This is a genomic window from Nonomuraea sp. NPDC004186, from assembly GCF_053603495.1.
In genome coordinates, this window is sequence record NZ_JBSGFQ010000139.1 from 12,773 (window position 1) to 30,646 (window position 17,874).

At 72.2% G+C, this 17,874-nt stretch carries 13 protein-coding genes; 10 read left to right on the top strand and 3 right to left on the bottom strand.

The features are described from left to right. Positions 1–333 precede the first annotated feature (333 nt). The 3 genes from ACWEPL_RS56500 (at position 334) to ACWEPL_RS56510 (ending at position 3,012) form a co-directional block, all read left to right on the top strand. Positions 334–1,086 (top strand): methyltransferase domain-containing protein, encoded by a 753-nt coding sequence (locus ACWEPL_RS56500; RefSeq protein WP_363963671.1) that lies wholly within the window; start codon positions 334–336, stop codon positions 1,084–1,086. A gap of 47 nt (positions 1,087–1,133) precedes the next feature. After that, on the top strand, positions 1,134–2,375 hold the full coding sequence (gene dinB, locus ACWEPL_RS56505; protein ID WP_350729150.1) for a DNA polymerase IV: 1,242 nt from the start codon (positions 1,134–1,136) through the stop codon (positions 2,373–2,375). A 229-nt stretch (positions 2,376–2,604) separates the two neighbouring features. Continuing rightward, positions 2,605–3,012 (top strand): DUF3040 domain-containing protein, encoded by a 408-nt coding sequence (locus ACWEPL_RS56510; protein ID WP_350729151.1) that lies wholly within the window; start codon positions 2,605–2,607, stop codon positions 3,010–3,012. Between the two features lie 263 nt (positions 3,013–3,275). On the opposite strand, the gene ACWEPL_RS56515 is transcribed toward ACWEPL_RS56510, so the two are convergent. The 3 genes from ACWEPL_RS56515 to ACWEPL_RS56525 are packed head-to-tail and all read right to left on the bottom strand — an operon-like array spanning position 3,276 to position 8,001. Further along, positions 3,276–5,705 (bottom strand): transglutaminase family protein, encoded by a 2,430-nt coding sequence (locus ACWEPL_RS56515; RefSeq protein ID WP_452441517.1) that lies wholly within the window; start codon positions 5,703–5,705, stop codon positions 3,276–3,278. Beyond that, positions 5,702–6,964 (bottom strand): DUF58 domain-containing protein, encoded by a 1,263-nt coding sequence (locus ACWEPL_RS56520; protein WP_350729155.1) that lies wholly within the window; start codon positions 6,962–6,964, stop codon positions 5,702–5,704. The genes ACWEPL_RS56515 and ACWEPL_RS56520 overlap by 4 nt, the downstream gene beginning before the upstream one ends. Beyond that, on the bottom strand, positions 6,961–8,001 hold the full coding sequence (locus ACWEPL_RS56525; protein ID WP_397366034.1) for an AAA family ATPase: 1,041 nt from the start codon (positions 7,999–8,001) through the stop codon (positions 6,961–6,963). The genes ACWEPL_RS56520 and ACWEPL_RS56525 overlap by 4 nt, the downstream gene beginning before the upstream one ends. Before the next feature lie 408 nt (positions 8,002–8,409). Here ACWEPL_RS56525 and mraZ point away from each other — a divergent pair, with 408 nt between their 5' ends. The 7 genes from mraZ to mraY all read left to right on the top strand — a co-directional run bounded on the left by mraZ (position 8,410) and on the right by mraY (position 17,738). Beyond that, the gene (gene mraZ, locus ACWEPL_RS56530; protein WP_090930667.1) at positions 8,410–8,841 is read left to right on the top strand and encodes a division/cell wall cluster transcriptional repressor MraZ; all 432 of its coding nucleotides are present in this window, start codon (positions 8,410–8,412) and stop codon (positions 8,839–8,841) included. Positions 8,842–9,060: 219 nt separating this feature from the next. Continuing rightward, a complete protein-coding gene (gene rsmH, locus ACWEPL_RS56535) occupies positions 9,061–10,026 on the top strand; it encodes a 16S rRNA (cytosine(1402)-N(4))-methyltransferase RsmH (RefSeq protein WP_452441519.1) in 966 nt (321 codons plus the stop codon). Next, on the top strand, positions 10,016–10,630 hold the full coding sequence (locus tag ACWEPL_RS56540) for a hypothetical protein (RefSeq protein ID WP_452441521.1): 615 nt from the start codon (positions 10,016–10,018) through the stop codon (positions 10,628–10,630). The genes rsmH and ACWEPL_RS56540 overlap by 11 nt, the downstream gene beginning before the upstream one ends. Before the next feature lie 890 nt (positions 10,631–11,520). Next, entirely contained in the window at positions 11,521–13,251 is a 1,731-nt protein-coding gene (locus tag ACWEPL_RS56545; protein ID WP_452441528.1) for a peptidoglycan D,D-transpeptidase FtsI family protein, read from the top strand. A gap of 40 nt (positions 13,252–13,291) precedes the next feature. Then, positions 13,292–14,830 (top strand): UDP-N-acetylmuramoyl-L-alanyl-D-glutamate--2,6-diaminopimelate ligase, encoded by a 1,539-nt coding sequence (locus ACWEPL_RS56550; RefSeq protein WP_355191727.1) that lies wholly within the window; start codon positions 13,292–13,294, stop codon positions 14,828–14,830. Then, a complete protein-coding gene (gene murF, locus ACWEPL_RS56555) occupies positions 14,830–16,683 on the top strand; it encodes a UDP-N-acetylmuramoyl-tripeptide--D-alanyl-D-alanine ligase (protein ID WP_452441523.1) in 1,854 nt (617 codons plus the stop codon). Before ACWEPL_RS56550 ends, murF begins: the two co-directional genes overlap by 1 nt. Continuing rightward, the gene (gene mraY / locus ACWEPL_RS56560; protein ID WP_350729166.1) at positions 16,680–17,738 is read left to right on the top strand and encodes a phospho-N-acetylmuramoyl-pentapeptide-transferase; all 1,059 of its coding nucleotides are present in this window, start codon (positions 16,680–16,682) and stop codon (positions 17,736–17,738) included. Before murF ends, mraY begins: the two co-directional genes overlap by 4 nt. Positions 17,739–17,874 lie beyond the last annotated feature (136 nt).

Genomic DNA, 17,874 nt, shown 5'->3' on the forward strand with positions numbered 1-17,874 from the left:
AGACCCCGCTGCCTGACCCCGCTGCCTGACCCCGCTGCCTGACCCCGCTGCCTGACCCCGCTGCCTGACCCCGCTGCCTGACCCCGCTGCCTGACCCCGCTGCCTGACCCCGCCGCCTGACCTTGCCGCCTGACCCCGCTACCCCGGCATCGACGGCGGCCCGCCCGGGCGGCGTGCGCGACCCGGGAGCGGCCGGTGCCGGTGACGGCGAGCGGGGGACCGGCGCACGGCGTAGGCTGGGGCCCGACCGCGGAGAAGCGCAGTTCAAGATATGCGCGATCGCGAGGGCCCGGAGCGCGGGCCGTCGCGAGGGGAGAGGGAGGCGAGCCGACGTTGCGTGCTGAAGGCGTCACGAGGACCCCGGCGGTGCGGACCGCCGTCGTCTGGGACGCGTTGCGGTCCGCGCTGGCCGAACGGACGGCGGCGACCGGCCGGGAGGGGCTCGACATCGTCGATGCCGGGGGCGGCACCGGCGGGTTCGCCGTGCCGCTGGCGGCGCTGGGTCACGCCGTGACCGTCGTGGATCCGAGCCCCGACTCGCTGGCCGCGCTCGAGCGCCGCGCCAAGGAGAAGGGCGTGCGCGTGCGGTCCCTGCAGGGCGACGCCGCCGACCTGGGCGAGCTGCTCAGCCGCGACAGCGCCGATCTGGTGCTCTGCCACAGCGTGCTCGAATACGTCGAAGACCCGATCAGCGCGCTGACCGCCGTCGCGGGCGTGCTGCGCAGGGGCGGAGCGGTGAGCGTGCTGACCGCCAACCCCGTCGGCAGCGCCATCCACCGGGCGCTCGCGGGGCAGTTCGACGAGGCGCGGGCCGTGCTCGACGACCCGCGGGGCACCTGGGGCGACCGCGACCCCACCCCGAGGCGCTTCGACGCCGAGACGCTCTCCGAGCTGCTGGCCGCGACCGGGTTCGCCGTCGGCGCCGTCCACGGCGTGCGCGTCTTCGCCGACCTGGTCCCGAGCAGGCTCGTCGACGGCGAGCCCGGCGCCGCCGAGGCGCTCGTCGCCCTCGAGCAGGTCGCCGCCACCCACCCCGTGCTGCGCGACATCGCTACTCAGCTGCACGTGCTCGCGCACAGGTCGTGAGGCGCCGGCACTGGGTATAGAACGCATGTTCGGATAGAATCGGCGGCGTGTCTCGCAAGCAGATCACCGGCATCGGCCCCGCTCCACGCACCGGGGCCGACGACAGCGGCTGCCCGATCCTGCACGTCGACATGGACGCCTTCTTCGCCAGCGTCGAGCTGCTCGAGCGTCCCGAGCTGCGCGGCCGACCGGTGATCGTGGGCTCGCCCGCGGGGCGCGGCGTCGTGCTCAGCGCCACGTACGAGGCCAGGGCCCACGGCGTGCACTCCGCCATGCCGATGAGCAGGGCGCGCCGGCTCTGCCCGCAGGCCACGATCATCCCGCCCAGTCACGGCAAATACTCCGAGGTCTCCAAGGGCGTCATGGAGATCTTCCACACGATCACCCCGATGGTCGAGCCCATCGCGTCCGACGAGGCGTTCCTCGACGTCGGGGGCGCCAGGCGCCGGCTCGGCCCGCCCGCCGTCATCGCCGCCATGATCAGGGAGCAGGTCCTCGACCGCTACGGCATCACGTGCTCGGTCGGCGTGGCGAGCAGCAAGTTCGTGGCGAAGCTGGCCAGCAAGCAGTGCAAGCCCGACGGGCTGCTGGTGGTGCCCGCCGACCAGGTCGTCGACTTCCTCCACCCGCTGCCGGTCTCGGCGCTGTGGGGCGTCGGCGAGCGCACCGAGCAGTCTCTCGTACGCCTCGGCATCCGCACGGTAGGCGACCTGGCCAGGGTGCCGCCCGCCACCCTTCAACGCGAGCTAGGGCAGGCCGTGGGCGGCCACCTGGCGGCGCTGGCCTGGGGCCGTGACGAGCGGGCGGTGAGCGCCCACGTGCCCGACAAGAGCATCGGCAACGAGGAGACGTTCGCGGCCGACGTGGACGATCCCGAGGTGATCAAGCGGGAGTTGCTGCGTCTTTCCGAGCGGGTGGCCGCCAGGATGCGTAAGGGCGGACACGTGGGAAGGACTGTAAGTGTGAAGCTCCGCCGCGCTGATTTCACGACGATCAACCGCTCGCGCACACTGCGCGAGGCGACCGACGTGGCCCAGGTGATCTATGCCACAGCCTGCGAGCTGTTCGAGGCGGCCGGCCTCCAGCGCGTGCGGCTGCGCCTGGTCGGCGTGAGGATGGAAAACCTGCGCCCCGCGGGCGAGGCCACCCACCAACTCGGCATCGGAGAGCGGGAGACCGGCTGGCGCGAGGCCGAACAGGCCATGGACAAGGCGATCCGGCGATTCGGTCCCGATGCGGTGCTCCCAGCATCGCTCGTACGTGGCAAGCTTGATGATGTAGAGACATGACGCAGATGTCCGGATTTTTATGGGGCATCGGTGTCGCGATTTTGGGGGAAGGGGGGCGAGATGGGCCACAATGGAGCCATGACGACACCTCCGGTTTGGTCTGCGTTGGACGTTTGCTTTCGCCTACGTCTACAGCCTCGTATTCTGGGGATAACCGACCGCGAGGTTCGGACACCCCGTGTCGTCCGTTGCCGTCTTCCCCGTCCTGGGGCTGTCCTTGGGAGGCGCCGTGCCGCTCTCTGAGCACGAGCAGCGCTTGCTCGACCAGATCGAGCAGGCCCTCTACGCCGAGGACCCGAAGTGGGCCAACACCGTAAGGATCAGTGACCCGCGCAGCCATTACAAGCGTCGTCTGATCAAGGCCTCCATCGGCTTTGCTCTCGGCGTCGTCATCATGATGGTCGGCGTGGTGATGAGTGGCAGTGCCCTGATCCCTCTCGGCGTCGGCGGTTTCGTGGTCATGCTCGCCGCGTGTCTGTGGGGCCTGTCCAGTTGGAAACGCATGAACGGGTTCGGTGACTCCGCGCCCGCCTCGGGCTCGGCCCCTCCTCCGGGCAAGCAAGCCCGTCGGCCGCGCCGGGGGACATTCATGGAGCGCATGGAAGAGCGCTGGCGCCGCCGCAACGATGAGCGCTGACCGCTGACCTGCGGAGCCGCCCGGACACGCGTCCGGGCGGTCCTCGTGTGGGAGGCGGCCCTTCCGGGTCCCGTCGTGCGCTCGTCCGCCCAGGCGCCGGCGTTTTCCGCTCCCGAAAAACGCTCGTCCGGCCCAGGCGCAACCGGCGGCCGCCCGTCCTCTGCCCCCAAAGGTGAGCCCGGCCAGGCGCCGGCGTTCCCGCTGCCGAAGAACGAAACCGGCCGTCCCCCTCGACGAGGGGGACGGCCGGTCGCGTCGGTCGGTCAGGAGCCCTTCTGGGCGGACGTCCGCCGCAGCCTGATGTTCTCCAGCAGGTCGAACCCGTCGAGCAGGCGCTCGCCCAGCCCCCGCAGCCGCCGCAGCGTGGACGGCGGCAGCAGCACCGCCCGCAGCCGGCGCCCGCGTGACACCGTGGCCGCCAGCGCCTGGCGCACCTGACGCAGGTCCTTGCGCAGCGGCCCGATCTGTCCCGGATCCCTGGCGAACAGCACCCGCTCCACCGCGGACGCGATGGCCGTGATGGCCGCCGCCGAGTCGGCGTCGAACTCGTACTGCTGGGTCAGCCGCCGTGCCAGCGCCCGCGGGGTCTCGCTGAGCTGGCGGGCCATGCCGTAGTCGTACAGCACGTCGTCCAGCTCCGCCCACGCGGCGGCGACCGACGGATGGCCGCCCCCCGACTTCGACGCGATCCGGGCCGTCAGATCGTCGGACGGCTCCGAGACCTTCCAGCCCAGGGTGCGCACGCGCCGGTTCCTGGTGATCAGACGCAGGCCCGCGGGGATCAGCAGCACCAGCAGCAGCGCCGCCGCGCCGATGCCGATCTGGCCGATCAGCGGCATCGAGTCGTCCGTCGGCAGCCCGCCGGTGGCGACCACGCCCTCGCGGTCCAGCTCGCGAGGGTTGCGCCGGGCCTGCGGGTCGACCGGCTCGTCGGCGGACGAACTCGTCGAACCCGGCGTCGGCGTCGACGCCTCTCCGGTCGCCTCCGGCCGGGGCTGGGTGTACTCGGGCACCCGCGCGCTGCCCTGGCCGGCCGAGCCCGCGGGAGTCGGCTCGAACGGCAGCCAGCCCACACCCTCGAAATACAGCTCGGGCCAGGAGTGGGAGTCGTTCGTGCCGACCTGCCACCGGTCGCCGACCTTCGTGCCGCCCGTGTAGCCGATGGCCACCCGTGACGGGATGCCCACCAGCCTGGCCAGCACCGCCATCGACGCGGCGAACTGCTCGCAGTAGCCCGCACGGTCGCGCAGCAGGAAGTCCCGCAGCGCCGAGTTGCCGTGCCCCTGCGTGCTCAGGGTGTAGGTGAAGTCGCCGCCGGTGAAGAACTCCTGCAGCTTCACCGCCGCCTCGTAGTCCGTCTTGGCGTTCGCGGTCAGCGTGGTCGCCAGTTCGGCGATCTCGGGCGGGAGGTTGTCCGGCAGCCTCAGGAAGCGGGGATCGACGCTGGGCCGGGTCTCGCTGAGCGAGTCCAGCAGGTCCGGCGTGGGCTCCGGCTCGCTCGTGGTCACCTCGTACTCGACGCCGGAGGCCTCGTCGCGGGTGGAGAAGACCATGAGCGTGTCCACGTCCGCCCGCCAGTCGCCGTCGATCTGGATCTGTCGCGGCGGGTACGGCAGCGGCAGGAACTGCAGCTTCGTGATCTCGTCGCTGATCCGGATGTCCGTGGTCACGGTCTTGACCTTCGGCTCGGGGCCGAGACCGGGCGGCGCCGGGAGGGGGCCGTTGTCCGTCCTGTTCTGCGGGGCCCCCTTGGGCTCCGTCATGCCGAACTGCTGGCCGTCGAACGTGTCGAGCGCGTAGATCCGCAGATAGCGGGGTTTGTCGTCGTTGTTGGCGTACGTGAGGACCACGCGCCGTTCCGGCAGCTCCAGCTGGCCCTTCAGACTCGCGATGGGGCTGGGGATGCTGATCGAGTTGCCCCGGCCCGACCCGCTGCCGCCCACGCCGAACGTGAAGAACGACACCGGCTCCATGGCCGGCAGCAGGGCGGGCACCAGCACCGCCAGCACGATCGCGGCGAACCCGATGCGCTTGCCCGACAGCCGCAGCCCGCTGGTGTCCGCCGAGGTGCGGGCCTCGGGCCGGGAGGACGTGGCGCGGGTCGTCCGCCGTACCAGCACCGCCCTGCCCCAGTGGCCCACCCGCTCGCGCCCGTCGGCGATCAGCAGGCCGATGAACCCGAGCGCGGCCAGGATGAACGCCGGCCAGCTGATCGGGTCGGGCAGGATCGTCGCCGGCACGGTGGCCAGCGCCAGCAGCGGCAGCCCGGCCAGCGCCGCCTTGCGCAGCCGCGCGGCCAGCAGGTCGACGGCGATCGCGATCAGAGCCACGCCGCCGGCGGTCAGCAGCGTGATGCCCTCGGTCTCCGGCACGGGAGCGGCGAAGCGCTGGATGTCGGCCCAGCCGACCCCCAGCAGCCTGCCCAGTTCCACCACCGACCCGCGGGTCGGCACCACCAGCGCCCACGCCTTGGCGGAGGCGAACGCCGCGGTCAGGTAGACCCACACCGCGAGCAGCGCGACCAGCGGCGCCGCCCACGCGGGCAGCGACAGGCGGCTGCTCAGCAGGCCCCCGGCCATCACGGCGAGCACGGCGCCCAGCGACGACCAGAACCAGGAGCCGCCCTGGAAGAGCGGGTAGAGCAGGAACGCCGCGGCGAACGCGGCCACGCCGGAGGCGACGGTCAGCCTCATGCCGCGCCTCCCGCCGGGTTGAGCGCGTATCTGTCGCGGTTGGCGGCGTTCTGCCAGACGGAGGCGATCGAGGTGCCCGCGGGCAGGCGCACGATGCGCCAGCCGTACCCGGCCAGGACCGTCTGCACGGCCTGGTGGTTCTCGGCGGCCGCGCGGTCCCCGCCGTCCCACGTGCTCACGTCCAGCATCACCGCCACCGCGGTGATGCCGCTGTGCCTCAGCCGGGCCAGCTCTCTCGCCTCCTCCGGGTCGAGGTCGCCGAGCACGGCCACGATCAGCCCGTCGCCCCCGCCCTGGCGCAGGGCCGAGACGCCCATCTCCAGGGAGCGGGCCGGGCTGTGCCGCACCACGGCGAGGGTGTCGAGCAGCGACCAGCTCAGTCCGGTGTCGGTCAGGTGCTCGGCGCCCTGGTCGGTCACCAGCCGCAGGCCGAGGCCCTCGCGGGCCAGGTGCACGCCGATCGAGGCCGCGGCCGAGACCGCCACCTCGAACGACGAGCGCGGGCCCTCGCCGCGGTGCGCGTACCTGCGGGTGTCCAGCAGGAGCGCGCCGCGGCTCTGCCACTGCTGCTCCTCGCGGCGCACCATCAGCTCGCCGCGGCGGGCCGTCGAACGCCAGTGCACCCGGCGCAGGTCGTCGCCCTGCCGGTACTCGCGTGGCGCCACGTCGTCGTCGCCGGCCGCGGCCACGCTCCTGGTACGGCTGTCGCCGCCGCCCGTCCACTCACCCGACAGCCGCACGTGGGGCAGCGCCGCGACGTGCGGCGTCACCACGAGCGTGTCGCTGATCGTGAACGAGCGCGTCAGCTCGACGAGCCCGAACGGGTCGGCGATGCGGACCGACAGCGGGCCGATCGTGTAACGGCCGCGCAGGTCCGAGCGCACCCGGTAGTCGATCTCCCGCACGCCCCGCGACTCGACCCGGTCCAGCACGAACCGGGGCCGCACGCCCAGCGCGTAAGGAACGGTGTCCTCGATGAGCAGCAGCCCGGTCGGGAGCCTGGTGACGTTCTCCAGCCGCAGGGTCACGGTGGCCTCGCCGCCGACCTCCGCCCGCGGCGGGTCGAGGCGCCTGGCGCAGCTCAGCCGGTAGCGCGTGCGCGCCACCACCATGGCCGCCAGCAGCGGCAGCGCCGTCACCAGGACGCCGATCCTGAACAGGTCGTTCTCGCCCAGGATGACGGCCATCAGCAGCGCCGCGATGCCGGAGGCGAGGAACGACCTGCCCCTGGAGGTCAGCGCCCGCAGTCCGGCCCTCACGACGCCCTGGCCTCCGGCACCGGTACGCGCCTGATCAGATCGGTCACCACCTGCTCGGGCAGACGGCGCTGGCCCTGGGCCTCGACGCTGGGCAGCAGCCGGTGCGCCAGCACGGGGATGGCCAGGTCCTGCAGGTCGTCGGGGATGACGTAGTCGCGACCGGCCAGCGCGGCGTGCGCCCTGGCGGCCCGTACGAGCTGCAGCGTGGACCGGGGCGATGCGCCCAGCCGCAGGTCGGGGGAGTGGCGGGTGGCCACGACGAGGTCGATGGCGTACTTCTTGACCGCCTGCGAGACGTAGACGCCGCGTACGGCCTCGATGAGGGCGCGCACCTCGGCCGTCGTCGCCACCGGCTCCAGCTTGTCCAGCGGCGAGGTCTGGCCGTGCACGTCGAGCATCTCCAGCTCGGCGTGCGGCTCGGGGTAGCCCATCGCGATGCGCGCGGTGAAACGGTCGCGCTGCGCCTCGGGAAGGGGATAGGTGCCTTCCATCTCGATGGGGTTCTGGGTGGCGATCACCATGAACGGCGTGTCCAGCTGGTACGTCTCGCCGTCCACCGTCACCTGCTGCTCTTCCATGCACTCCAGCAGCGCGGACTGCGTCTTCGGAGAGGCGCGGTTGATCTCGTCGCCGACCACGATGTTCGCGAACACCGGGCCGGGCTTGAACTCGAACTCCCGGGTCTGCTGGTTGTACGCGCTGACCCCGGTGATGTCACTGGGCAGCAGGTCGGGAGTGAACTGCACGCGGCGCACCGGACAGTCGATGGAGCGCGCCAGCGCCTTGGCCAGCATGGTCTTGCCGACCCCTGGAACGTCCTCGATCAGGAGGTGGCCCTCCGCGAGCAGGACGGTGAGCATGATGCGGACGGCGTCGCCCTTGCCCTCGATCACCGATTCGATGGCGTTCCGAATCCGATGCGCGGTGGAGACCAGCTCGTCGAGCTGGGGAGGGACATCATGGGTTACTGCCACCGGGCCTCCATGAGAGAAGTGCGACGGCTGTCCCGTAGGGTGCCTTTGCGGGAGCCATGCCATTCCTTTTCCATTGTGTGTACGACCCTACGACGCTGTGGGTTCTCGGGCGACATTTGTGGATATTCCAGGGAACACCGGTGATGTTCCTGTTCTTGTCGCATAGCAGTACGAATCCCGTGACACGACACCCCACCGGGCGCTCCACTTTCCTCCACCGCGGGCTTCCCGAACGAGCCGAGCCCCTATTTCCGCGGCCTTTTGAACCCTCGACACGCCCATGAGGGTTGACCGCCCGGTCACCCCCCTCCACCCCGCTCCATCGCTCTGACCTGCGGTAACGCAACGGAAACCGATGATGAAGACGGTTCGAATCAGTTGACGGTGGGGAGAAGTGGAGTATGGTGGTGCGCAGTGGAGGGCCCGGTGCACCAGCGCTGAGCGCTTCACGAGGCACGGGAGGTGGGGCCGGTGTTCCTCGGCACCCATCAACCGCGTCTGGACGACAAGGGACGGCTGTTCCTGCCGGCTAAGTACCGTGAGGAGCTGGCGGAGGGTCTTGTGATCACCAAAGGCCAGGAGCGATGCCTCTACGTCTTTCCCGTGGAGGAGTTCCAGCGCATTACCGAGGCTCTCAGCACCGCCCCGGTCACCGCCAAGGCGGTGCGCGACTACAGCCGCGTCTTCTTCGCCAGTGCGTCCGACGAGAAGCCAGACAAACAAGGGCGTATCACGATCCCGCAGAGCCTGCGTCAGTACGCGGGTTTGGAGCGTGACTGCGTCGTCATCGGGGCCAACACCCGGCTGGAGATCTGGGACGCGCAGGCCTGGGACACCTATCTCAGTGCGCAGGAGCAGGCGTTCGCCGATCTGTCGGAGGAGGTGCTGCCAGGGATCTTGTAGTGACCACGGTCGATCCGTCGGTGTTGTCGTTCGGCGAGGTCTCCACCCGCAACCACTGCCGGTCAGCTGATGCACCTTCCCCGGTGTCAGATGACAGGCGTCCACGAAGAGGGTGCGGATGGGGACCTGGCCGGGCGGCGCCGGGTGGGGACTCAGAGGTGGCCGACGATCGATCTATACGCGTCATCCGCGGGCAAGGGCGCGAGAGGGGGGTTGGAGATGCAGAACAACGCTGGCACGGGCGGTCACGTTCCGGTGATGCTCGAGCGCGTTCTGGAGCTGCTCGGGCCTTCGCTGACCGGAAGCGAGCCCGTCGTCGTCGACGCCAACCTCGGCCTCGGTGGCCACTCGGAGGCCCTGCTCGCGGCCTATCCTTCACTTCATCTGATCGGGATCGACCGCGACCCTTTCGCGATCGACTTCTCGACCCGCCGGCTGAGCCCGTACGCGGACCGGATCACCCTGGTCCACGCCTCCTCCGGTGACCTGGCCGAGGTGCTCGCCCGCGCGGGGCGCACCACGGTCAACGGAGCCCTGTTCGACCTGGGGGTCTCCTCGCCGCAGCTCGACGAGGCGGAGCGCGGGTTCGCCTATTCCTACGACGCGCCGCTCGACATGCGGATGGACACCGACCAGGAGCTGACGGCGGAGCTGGTGGTCAACACCTACTCCGCCCCGGAGCTGATCCGCATCCTGCGCGATTACGGAGAAGAACGATTCGCTCCGCGTGTCGCGGGCCTGATCATCAAGGAACGGGCCAAAGAGGCCATAACCTCGACTAAGCGGCTTGCGGACATCGTGCGTGAGGCGATTCCCGCCGCGACCCGGCGCACCGGGGGAAACCCCGCCAAGAGGACTTTCCAAGCGCTGCGCATCGAGGTGAACGCGGAGCTGTCCGCCCTGGAGGCGGCGTTGCCCGCGGCACTCGACGCGCTGGCGCTGGGTGGGCGAGTCGTCGTGCTCTCGTACCACTCGCTCGAGGACCGGCTCACCAAGCAGGCCCTCACGGCGCGAACCAGGGACACCAGCCCCCCCGGGCTGCCCGTCCCCCTGCCGGCTCACCAGCCGAGGTTCCGCCTCCTGACGAGGGGAGCCGAGCTCCCAAGCGAAGAAGAGCTCGCCCGCAACCCGCGGGCGGCCTCGGCCCGGCTACGGGCGGCAGAGAGGATCCGTGTTGACGACTGAGCAGGAGACCGGCCGGGGAGCGCCCGTCCGCCGCGCGACCCCCAAGACGGGCACGCGCCGGCTCGGGGCGCCGCACCAGTCCAAGCCGCGGCCCCGTCCTGACGTCGAGAGCAAGCTGTCGGCGGCCGAGCGGGCACGCCTCGACCTCGACGGCAAGCGGCCCGCCGCCGAGCGCGAGCGCGCCGACGGCGCCACCCGCGTGCGTCCGGGCACCCGTACGGGCGCAGGCGCCGCCGGCAAGCGGATCGCCTCGGTGAGCGCGCAGATCAGGCGGCCGATGGCGCGGCGCCGGCCCGCGCGCAGCCAGCGCGCGCCGTTCGTGCTGCTCGTCGTCGGGCTGCTCTGCGGCGGCCTGGTGAGCCTGCTGCTGCTCAACACCATGCTGGCCAAGGACGCCATCACCGACGCCGACCTGCGCGACGAGATCGCGGTGGCGCGTCAGGAGAAGGAGAAGATCGAGCTGGAATACCAGCTCAAGACGCAGCCCGACGTCCTCGCCACGATGGCCGAGAACCAGGGCGAGCACCGCAACTGGGACAACGTCGACAGTTGGAGCGGCGCGGGCACCGACGGCCAGAGCGGTCAGGCGGACAGGGAACGGTGAGCAACTCAGGCGGCAGGGGGCAGGGACCCGGCCGCGGCGCTGGCGGCGCCGGCTCTCAAGGAGGGCCCGGCGCCGCTCGTCGTACGCCTGGAGGTCCGGGACGGGCGGGGCGGCAGGGCGGCTCCGCCCGTTCTGACGGAGGCCGTTCCGACGGGTCGGGCCGCCCGGCGTCGCCGGAGAACCCGCCACGCCAGCCGCGCAAGCGCCCGCCGGACCCGCTCGACCTGCCGTTCGGCCCGGGCGACCCGCCACGGGGCCGTCCGCCGCGCGAGTCCGGTGACGAACCGCGCGGCCGTTCCCGCCGCGACGACGCCGACCGCGCCGACCCGGGTGAGACCGGCCGTCCCCGCTCCGGCGGCAGCCGCCAGAGCGGCCCCGACCGTGCCCGCCGCGACGGCACCCGCCAGAGCGGCCCGGACCGCGGCCGTTCGGGCGGCTCAGGCGGCTCGGGCGGCTCGGGCGGTTCGGGGCGCGGCCGCTCGCGCGGCGACGCCGCGGACGGCACCCGCAGGCGCCCGCGCGACGAGGACGACCGCCCGAGGAACAGCGCGGGGCGGGGCCGTGACGAGGGCGACCGGCCCAGAGGGCGCGCTCCCCAGGGGCGCGACGAGGCCGACCGGCTCCGCGGGCGCGTCCAGGGAGGCGACGAGCGAGCCCGCGGCCGGCAGGAGGACGACGCGCCGCGCCGCGGCCGGCAGGAGGACGACCTCCGGAGCCGGGCCAGGGAGGACGGCGCGCTGCGGCGTCCCCAGGCGGGCGGCCCGAGGCCGCAGGCCGCCAGGCCGGAGGCGGCACGGGGCAGCGAGCGGGTGGCGGCGCGCCGCGGCGGGGAGGTGCCCCCGCCCAGAGGGCCGCGCCGTCCGCCGCCGCGCCCGCCCAGGCCGCCGCTGGTGCTGCGGCTGGGCAACCCGCGCAGGCGCATCAACATCGGCCTGATCGGCATGACGTTCGTGCTGTCGATCTTCGCCGGGCGGCTGATCCAGATGCAGGGCCTCGACTCCAAGGTGTACGAGGCCGCGGCGGTGGGCCAGCGCACGCACACCGAGCAGATCCCCGCCGAGCGCGGCTCGATCACCGACGTCAACGGCCACGGCCTGGCCATCACCGTCGAGGCGCGCGAGCTGTCCATCGACCCGTCCAAGGTCACCCCCCAGACCCGGGCCAAGTGGGCCGCCCTCCTGGCCCAGCAGCTCGGCAAGAGCGAGCAGGAGATCTCCGCCAAGCTGGCCAGGAGCAACACCCGCTACCAGCGCCTGGCCACGGACGTCGACCCGGTCGTGGCCACCCGCCTGCAGCAGGCCGGCGTGCCCGCGCTGGCGGCGAAGAAGACCTACCGCAGGCTCTACCCGGCGGGCGACCTGGCGGGCAGCCTCATCGGGTTCGTCGGCGACGAGGGCGCCGGGCTGGGCGGCATCGAGCAGGCCAGGAACACCCTGCTGGCCGGCCAGGACGGCGAGCAGCGCGTCGAGACGGGCCGCGACGGCCTGCGCATCCCGATGACCAGCAGCCAGCACACCGCCCCCGTCAACGGCCAGGACGTGCGGCTGACGATCGACCGCGACATCCAGTGGGCCGCCCAGGAGTCGATCGCCGAGCAGGTCGAGAAGGCCGGCGCCGACAGCGGCACCGTGATCGTCATGGACGTGCAGAGCGCCCAGATCATCGCCATGGCCAACGCCCCCGAGCTCGACCTGAACAACTGGCGCAAGGCCCCCGCGTCCGCGTACGTCAACAAGGCCGCCGCCGACGTGTTCGAGCCCGGCAGCACCAACAAGGTGATCACGGCCGCCGCCGCGATCGAGGCCGGCGCGGTGACGCCCGACACGGTGTTCCAGGTCCCCGACCGGATCAAGTGCGCCGACCAGGTGCTGCGCGACGCGCACCCGCACAAGGCCGAGTCGATGACGTTCCGCCAGGCCGTGGCCGAGTCCAGCAACGTGGCCACGATCATGGCCGCGCGCAAGGTCGGCAGCGAGCGCCTCTTCCGGATGCTGAAGGCGTTCGGGTTCGGCACGCGGCCGGGTGGCGGCGTGCCGAGCGCGGAGGCCGGGCTGCTGCCCGACTACAAGAACTGGTCGGGCAGCCAGAGCTGCACCGTCGCCTACGGGCAGGGCGTTTCGGTGACCGCGCTGCAGATGGCCAGCGTCTACCAGACCATCGCCAACGGCGGCGTCAAGATCGAGCCGCGGATCGTGGCCGGCACGACGGACACGTCCGGCAGGTTCGTTCCCGCTCCCGCAGGTAAGCAGACCAGAGTGGTGAGCGCGACGACGGCGAAGGAGATCACGACGATGCTGGAGACCGCGGTGAGCGCGGAGGGCACGGGAGAGCTCGCGGCCATCCCCGGCTACCGGGTGGCGGGCAAGACGGGCACGGCCAACCGCTACGATGCGAAGCTCGGCCGGTACGAGGGCTACACGGCCTCGTTCGTCGGGTTCGCGCCCGCCGACAAGCCCCGGCTGGTGGTGCTGTCGGTGCTGCAGAACCCGAAGAACGGCCACTTCGGCGGGCAGTTGGCGGCCCCCGTGTTCAAGGATGTGATGACGTTCGCCATCAAGAGCAAGAAGATTCCTCCCACAGGCTCCGCCGCGCCGCCGGTGCGGATGCGCGCGGGACAGTGACCAGGGAAGGTACGCTCTCGCCGTGCGTCCCCCGTCGTCTATGCGTCCTACGACCAGCCCGCCCCGCCCGCTGACCGGGCTCGCGACCATGCTCGACGCCGACTCAGGCACGTCGCGGTCGCCTCATGCCGCCCTGACCGGCGTCACCATCGACTCCCGCGACGTCAGTCGCGGAGATCTCTACGTGGCGTTGCCCGGCAAACAGGCCCACGGAGCCGCCTTCGCCGCCGAGGCGATGGCGAAGGGAGCGGTGGCGGTGCTCACCGACCGCGCCGGCCGCGACGAGGCCGTCGCGACCGGGCTGCCGGTGCTGATCGTGCCCGACCCGCGCGCCCTGCTCGGGCAGATCTCCTCCTGGGTGTACGGGCAGCCGGCCCACGACATCCAGATCCTCGGAGTCACCGGCACCAGCGGCAAGTCCACCACCACGTTCATGATCGAGGCCGGCCTGCGGGCGGCCGGGCACCGGGCCGGCCTGGTGGGCGGCGTCGAGATCCGCGCCGGCGAGGCGCGTTTCCAGCCCACGCTCACCACGCCCGAGGCGCCGCAGCTGCACGGCCTGTTCGCCCTGATGCGCGAGGAAGGCGTCAGCGCGGCCGTCATGGAGGTCTCCAGCCACGCCCTGGCGCTCGGCCGGGTCGACGGGATCTTCTACGACGTCGCCCTGTTCACCAACCTCTCCCAGGACCACCTCGACTTCCACAAGGACTTCGAGGACTACTTCGCGACCAAGGTGCGGCTGTTCCAGCCGGAGCTGAGCCGGGTCGGCGTGACCAACATCGACGACCGCTACGGGCGGGAGCTGCTCGACCTGGCGAAGGTGCCGATGACCACGTACTCGGCGCTGGGCGACCCGGAGGCCGAGTGGCGGGCGCTGGACGCCCGGCTGGGCGCCGACGGCAGCGCGTTCAGGGTCGTGGGGCCCGGCGGGGTCGAGGCGGACGCGCAGATCGCGCTGCCGGGGCCGTTCAACGTCGCCAACGCGCTCGGCTCCATCGTCACGCTCGTCGAGGCCGGGGTGCCGCTGCACACCGCCGTGCACGGCGTGGGCACGCTCACCGGGGTTCCGGGGCGCATGCAGCGGATCACGGCCGCGGGGGACGAGTTCCAGGCCGTCGTGGACTACTCCCACAAGCCCGGCGCCGTGGAGTCGGTGCTGCGCTCGCTGCGGTCCGTCACGGCGGGCACGCTGACGATCGTGCTCGGCTGCGGCGGCGACCGCGACAAGGGCAAACGGCCCGTCATGGGCGAGCTCGCCGCCCAGCTGGCGGATGTGGCCATTTTCACGAGCGACAATCCGCGCTCGGAGGATCCGCTGGCCATTCTCGTGACGATGATGGAGGGAGCGCTCCGCGTTCCGCAGCACGACCGCGCTCATGTGATCATTGAGCCCGACCGCGCGGCCGCCATCGGCCTGGCGATCGCCCGGGCCGGGCAAGGCGACGTGATCGTCGTGGCCGGCAAGGGTCATGAGCAGGGTCAGTACATTTCAGGCGAAGTGATCCCCTTCGACGACCGTGAGGTGGTCGCGGAGGCGATCGCCGCACGCGAGGAAAGCACGGAAAGCAGGAAGCACTGATGATCCCCTTGCCTCTGGCCAGGATCGCCGAGATAACCTCGGGCGCCCTGACGGGCATGGCCGATCCCCGCGCGGTCGTCCGCGGGCCCGTCGTGATCGACTCGCGGGCCGTAGAACCGGGATCGCTGTTCGTGGCCATCAAGGGCGCGCGCGTCGACGGCCACGACTACGCCGCGCAGGCGATCAGGGCCGGAGCCGTCGCCGTGCTGGCCACCAGGCCGGTCGAGGGACCCGCGGTGATCGTGCCCGACGCCGCAGCCGCGCTGGCCGAGCTGGCCACCGCCCAGGCGGCCGCGCTGCCCAAGGTCACCGTGATCGGCGTGACCGGCTCGGCGGGCAAGACCAGCACCAAGGACCTGCTGGCGCGACTCACCGCCCGCGTCGGGCCCACGATCGCCCCTGTCGGCAGCTTCAACAACGAGCTCGGACACCCGCTGACCGTGCTGCGGGCCGACCTCGACACCCGCTTCATGGTGCTGGAGCTGGCCGCGCGCAACATCGGCCACATCAAGGACCTGACCCGCATCGCGCCGCCGGAGATCGGCGTGGTGCTCAACGTCGGCACCGCGCACCTCGGCGTGTTCGGCGGCAAGGAGGCCATCGCCAAGGCCAAGGGCGAGCTGGTCGAGGCGCTGCCGCGCACCGGCGTGGCCGTCCTGAACGCCGACGACCCGCTGGTGCGGGCCATGGCCTCGCGCACGGACGCGCGGGTCACGTTCTTCGGCCGGGGCGAGTCCGCCTCCATCCGGGCCGAGGGCGTCACGGTCGACGCCCGCGGGCGGGCCTCCTTCACGCTGCGCACGCCCTCGGGGTCCGCGCCCGTGTCGCTCCAGCTGTTCGGGGAGCACGCCGTCGAGAACGCCCTGGCCGCCGCCGCGGCCGGTTACGAGCTGGGCCTGCCGGTGGCGACCATCGCCGCCGAGCTGTCGCAGGCCACGCCGCTCAGCCGGTGGCGGATGGAGGTCACGGACCGGGCCGACGGGGTGACGGTCGTCAACGACGCGTACAACGCCAATCCCGACTCGATGCGGGCGGCGTTCGCGGCGTTCGAGGTGCTGGGCCGGGGACGGCGGCGCTTCGCCGTCATCGCGGCGCTGCGCGAGCTGGGCGAGGAGGGCCCCGCGCTCAACGCGGAGCTGGGCCGGCTGGCCGGCGGCTCCGGCCTGGCCGGGCTCATCGTGGCCGGCCCCGACGCGGGCCCGGTGCTGGAAGGGGCGAGCGCCGCCGCGGCGGAGGCCCAGGCGGCCGCTCAGGCGGCCCTGGACGCCCAGGCGGCGGCCCACGCCGCGGCCGGGGTCCCGCAGGCGCCCGTCCCCCATCAGGACGCGCCTCAGGGCTGGCACGGACCTTCCCCCGACCAAGGCTGGCACGGGCCCGCTCAGGATCAGGGCTGGCACGGACCTTCTCCCGACCAGGGCTGGCACGGGCCCGCTCAGGATCAGGGCTGGCACGGACCGTCCCCCGAGCAGGGGGCACCGCAGCCCGGCTGGCAGGCGCCGGACGCCGGTGGCGTGCCGCCGCAGGGATGGCAGGCGCCTCCGGCGGGTGGACCCATGCCCGGACAGCCGCCGGTGGGCGGGCCTCCCATGGGCGCGGCTCCCTTCGGCGGCGTGCCCGCCGGGCCGCACGCGGGCGGGCCTCACCCGGGCGGGCCGGTGGCCGGGGCGCCACCCGGTGGCGGGGCCGCGTATCCTGCGCAGGCGATGCGAATTGTGCACGTGCCCGATGCCGAGGCGGCCGCGGCCGAGCTGGCCGGATGGCTGCGGCCGGGTGACGCGGTGCTGGTGAAGGGACCGAGAGCCATGGGTCTGGAACGGACGGCCGAGCTCGTGCTCGGAGGTGCCGCTCAGTGACCGAAATCATCATCGCCGGTGCGGTGGGCCTGATCCTCTCGATGCTGGGCACCCCGCTGGCGATCCGGCTGTTGTCGCGGCGCGGCTACGGCCAGGAGATCCGTGAGGACGGCGTGCAGGCCCACCTCGGCAAGCGGGGCACCCCCACGATGGGCGGCATCGTGTTCGTGCTGGCCTCGCTGCTCGCCTACGGCGCCTCCCACCTGGCCACCTTCGCCGCGCCCACCGTGTCGGGCATGCTGGTGCTGTTCCTGATGACGGGGCTCGGCGCGGTCGGGTTCCTCGACGACTTCATCAAGATCTACAAGCAGCGCAGCCTCGGCCTCCGCAGCGGCGCCAAGGCGCTCGGCCAGCTCGTCGTCGGCGCGGTCTTCGCGTTCCTGGTGGTCCGCCAGCCGAACATCTACGGCATCACCCCCGCCGAGACCCGGGTGTCGTTCCTGCGGGACATCGGCCCGTCGATCGGCATCGTCGGGTTCACCATCTGGGTGCTCTTCATGATCGTCGGGTTCTCCAACGCGGTGAACCTCACCGACGGCCTCGACGGCCTCGCCAGCGGCGCGACCGGCGTCGTGCTGGCCGCGTACGTGCTGATCGGCAACTGGCAGCTGCGCAACAACTGCATCGACCAGCTCGGCCCCAACTGCTACTGGGTGCGCGACCCGCTCGACCTGGCCGTGGTGGCCGCGGCCGTGCTCGGGGCGCTGATCGGGTTCCTGTGGTGGAACGCCCCGCCCGCCCGCATCTTCATGGGCGACACCGGCTCGCTGGCCCTGGGCGGCGTGCTGGCCGGCCTGGCCATCGCCACCCGCACCCAGCTCCTGCTGATCATCCTGGCCGGCCTGTGCGTGATCATCACCCTGTCGGTCATCATCCAGGTCGGGTTCTTCAAGATGACCGGGAAACGGGTGTTCAGGATGGCGCCGTTGCAGCACCACTTCGAGCTGAAGGGCTGGGCCGAGACCACGATCGTGGTCAGGTTCTGGCTGGTCGCGATGCTCTGCTCGGCCCTCGGGCTCGGGCTGTTCTACGTCGAGTGGATGCCCAAGCCATGAGTGTCACGTGCGTGGCCGGGCTCGGCGTGTCCGGCACCGCCGTGGCGCGGGTGCTGGCCGAGCGCGGCGAGCGCGTCGTGGTCGTGGAGGCGGTGGAGGGCGAGCGCCAGCTCGCCGCCGCCGCCGAGCTGGCCGC

What these genes read in the sequence shown, in the direction of transcription:
- ACWEPL_RS56515 (WP_452441517.1), bottom strand. Translation starts at nt 5,705, where the DNA reads ATGAGGCTGACCGTCGCCTCCGGCGTGGCCGCGTTCGCCGCGGCGTTC.
- ACWEPL_RS56550 (WP_355191727.1), top strand. Translation starts at nt 13,292, where the DNA reads ATGCGTCCTACGACCAGCCCGCCCCGCCCGCTGACCGGGCTCGCGACC.
- murF (WP_452441523.1), top strand. Translation starts at nt 14,830, where the DNA reads ATGATCCCCTTGCCTCTGGCCAGGATCGCCGAGATAACCTCGGGCGCC.
- ACWEPL_RS56525 (WP_397366034.1), bottom strand. Translation starts at nt 8,001, where the DNA reads ATGGCATGGCTCCCGCAAAGGCACCCTACGGGACAGCCGTCGCACTTC.
- rsmH (WP_452441519.1), top strand. Translation starts at nt 9,061, where the DNA reads ATGCAGAACAACGCTGGCACGGGCGGTCACGTTCCGGTGATGCTCGAG.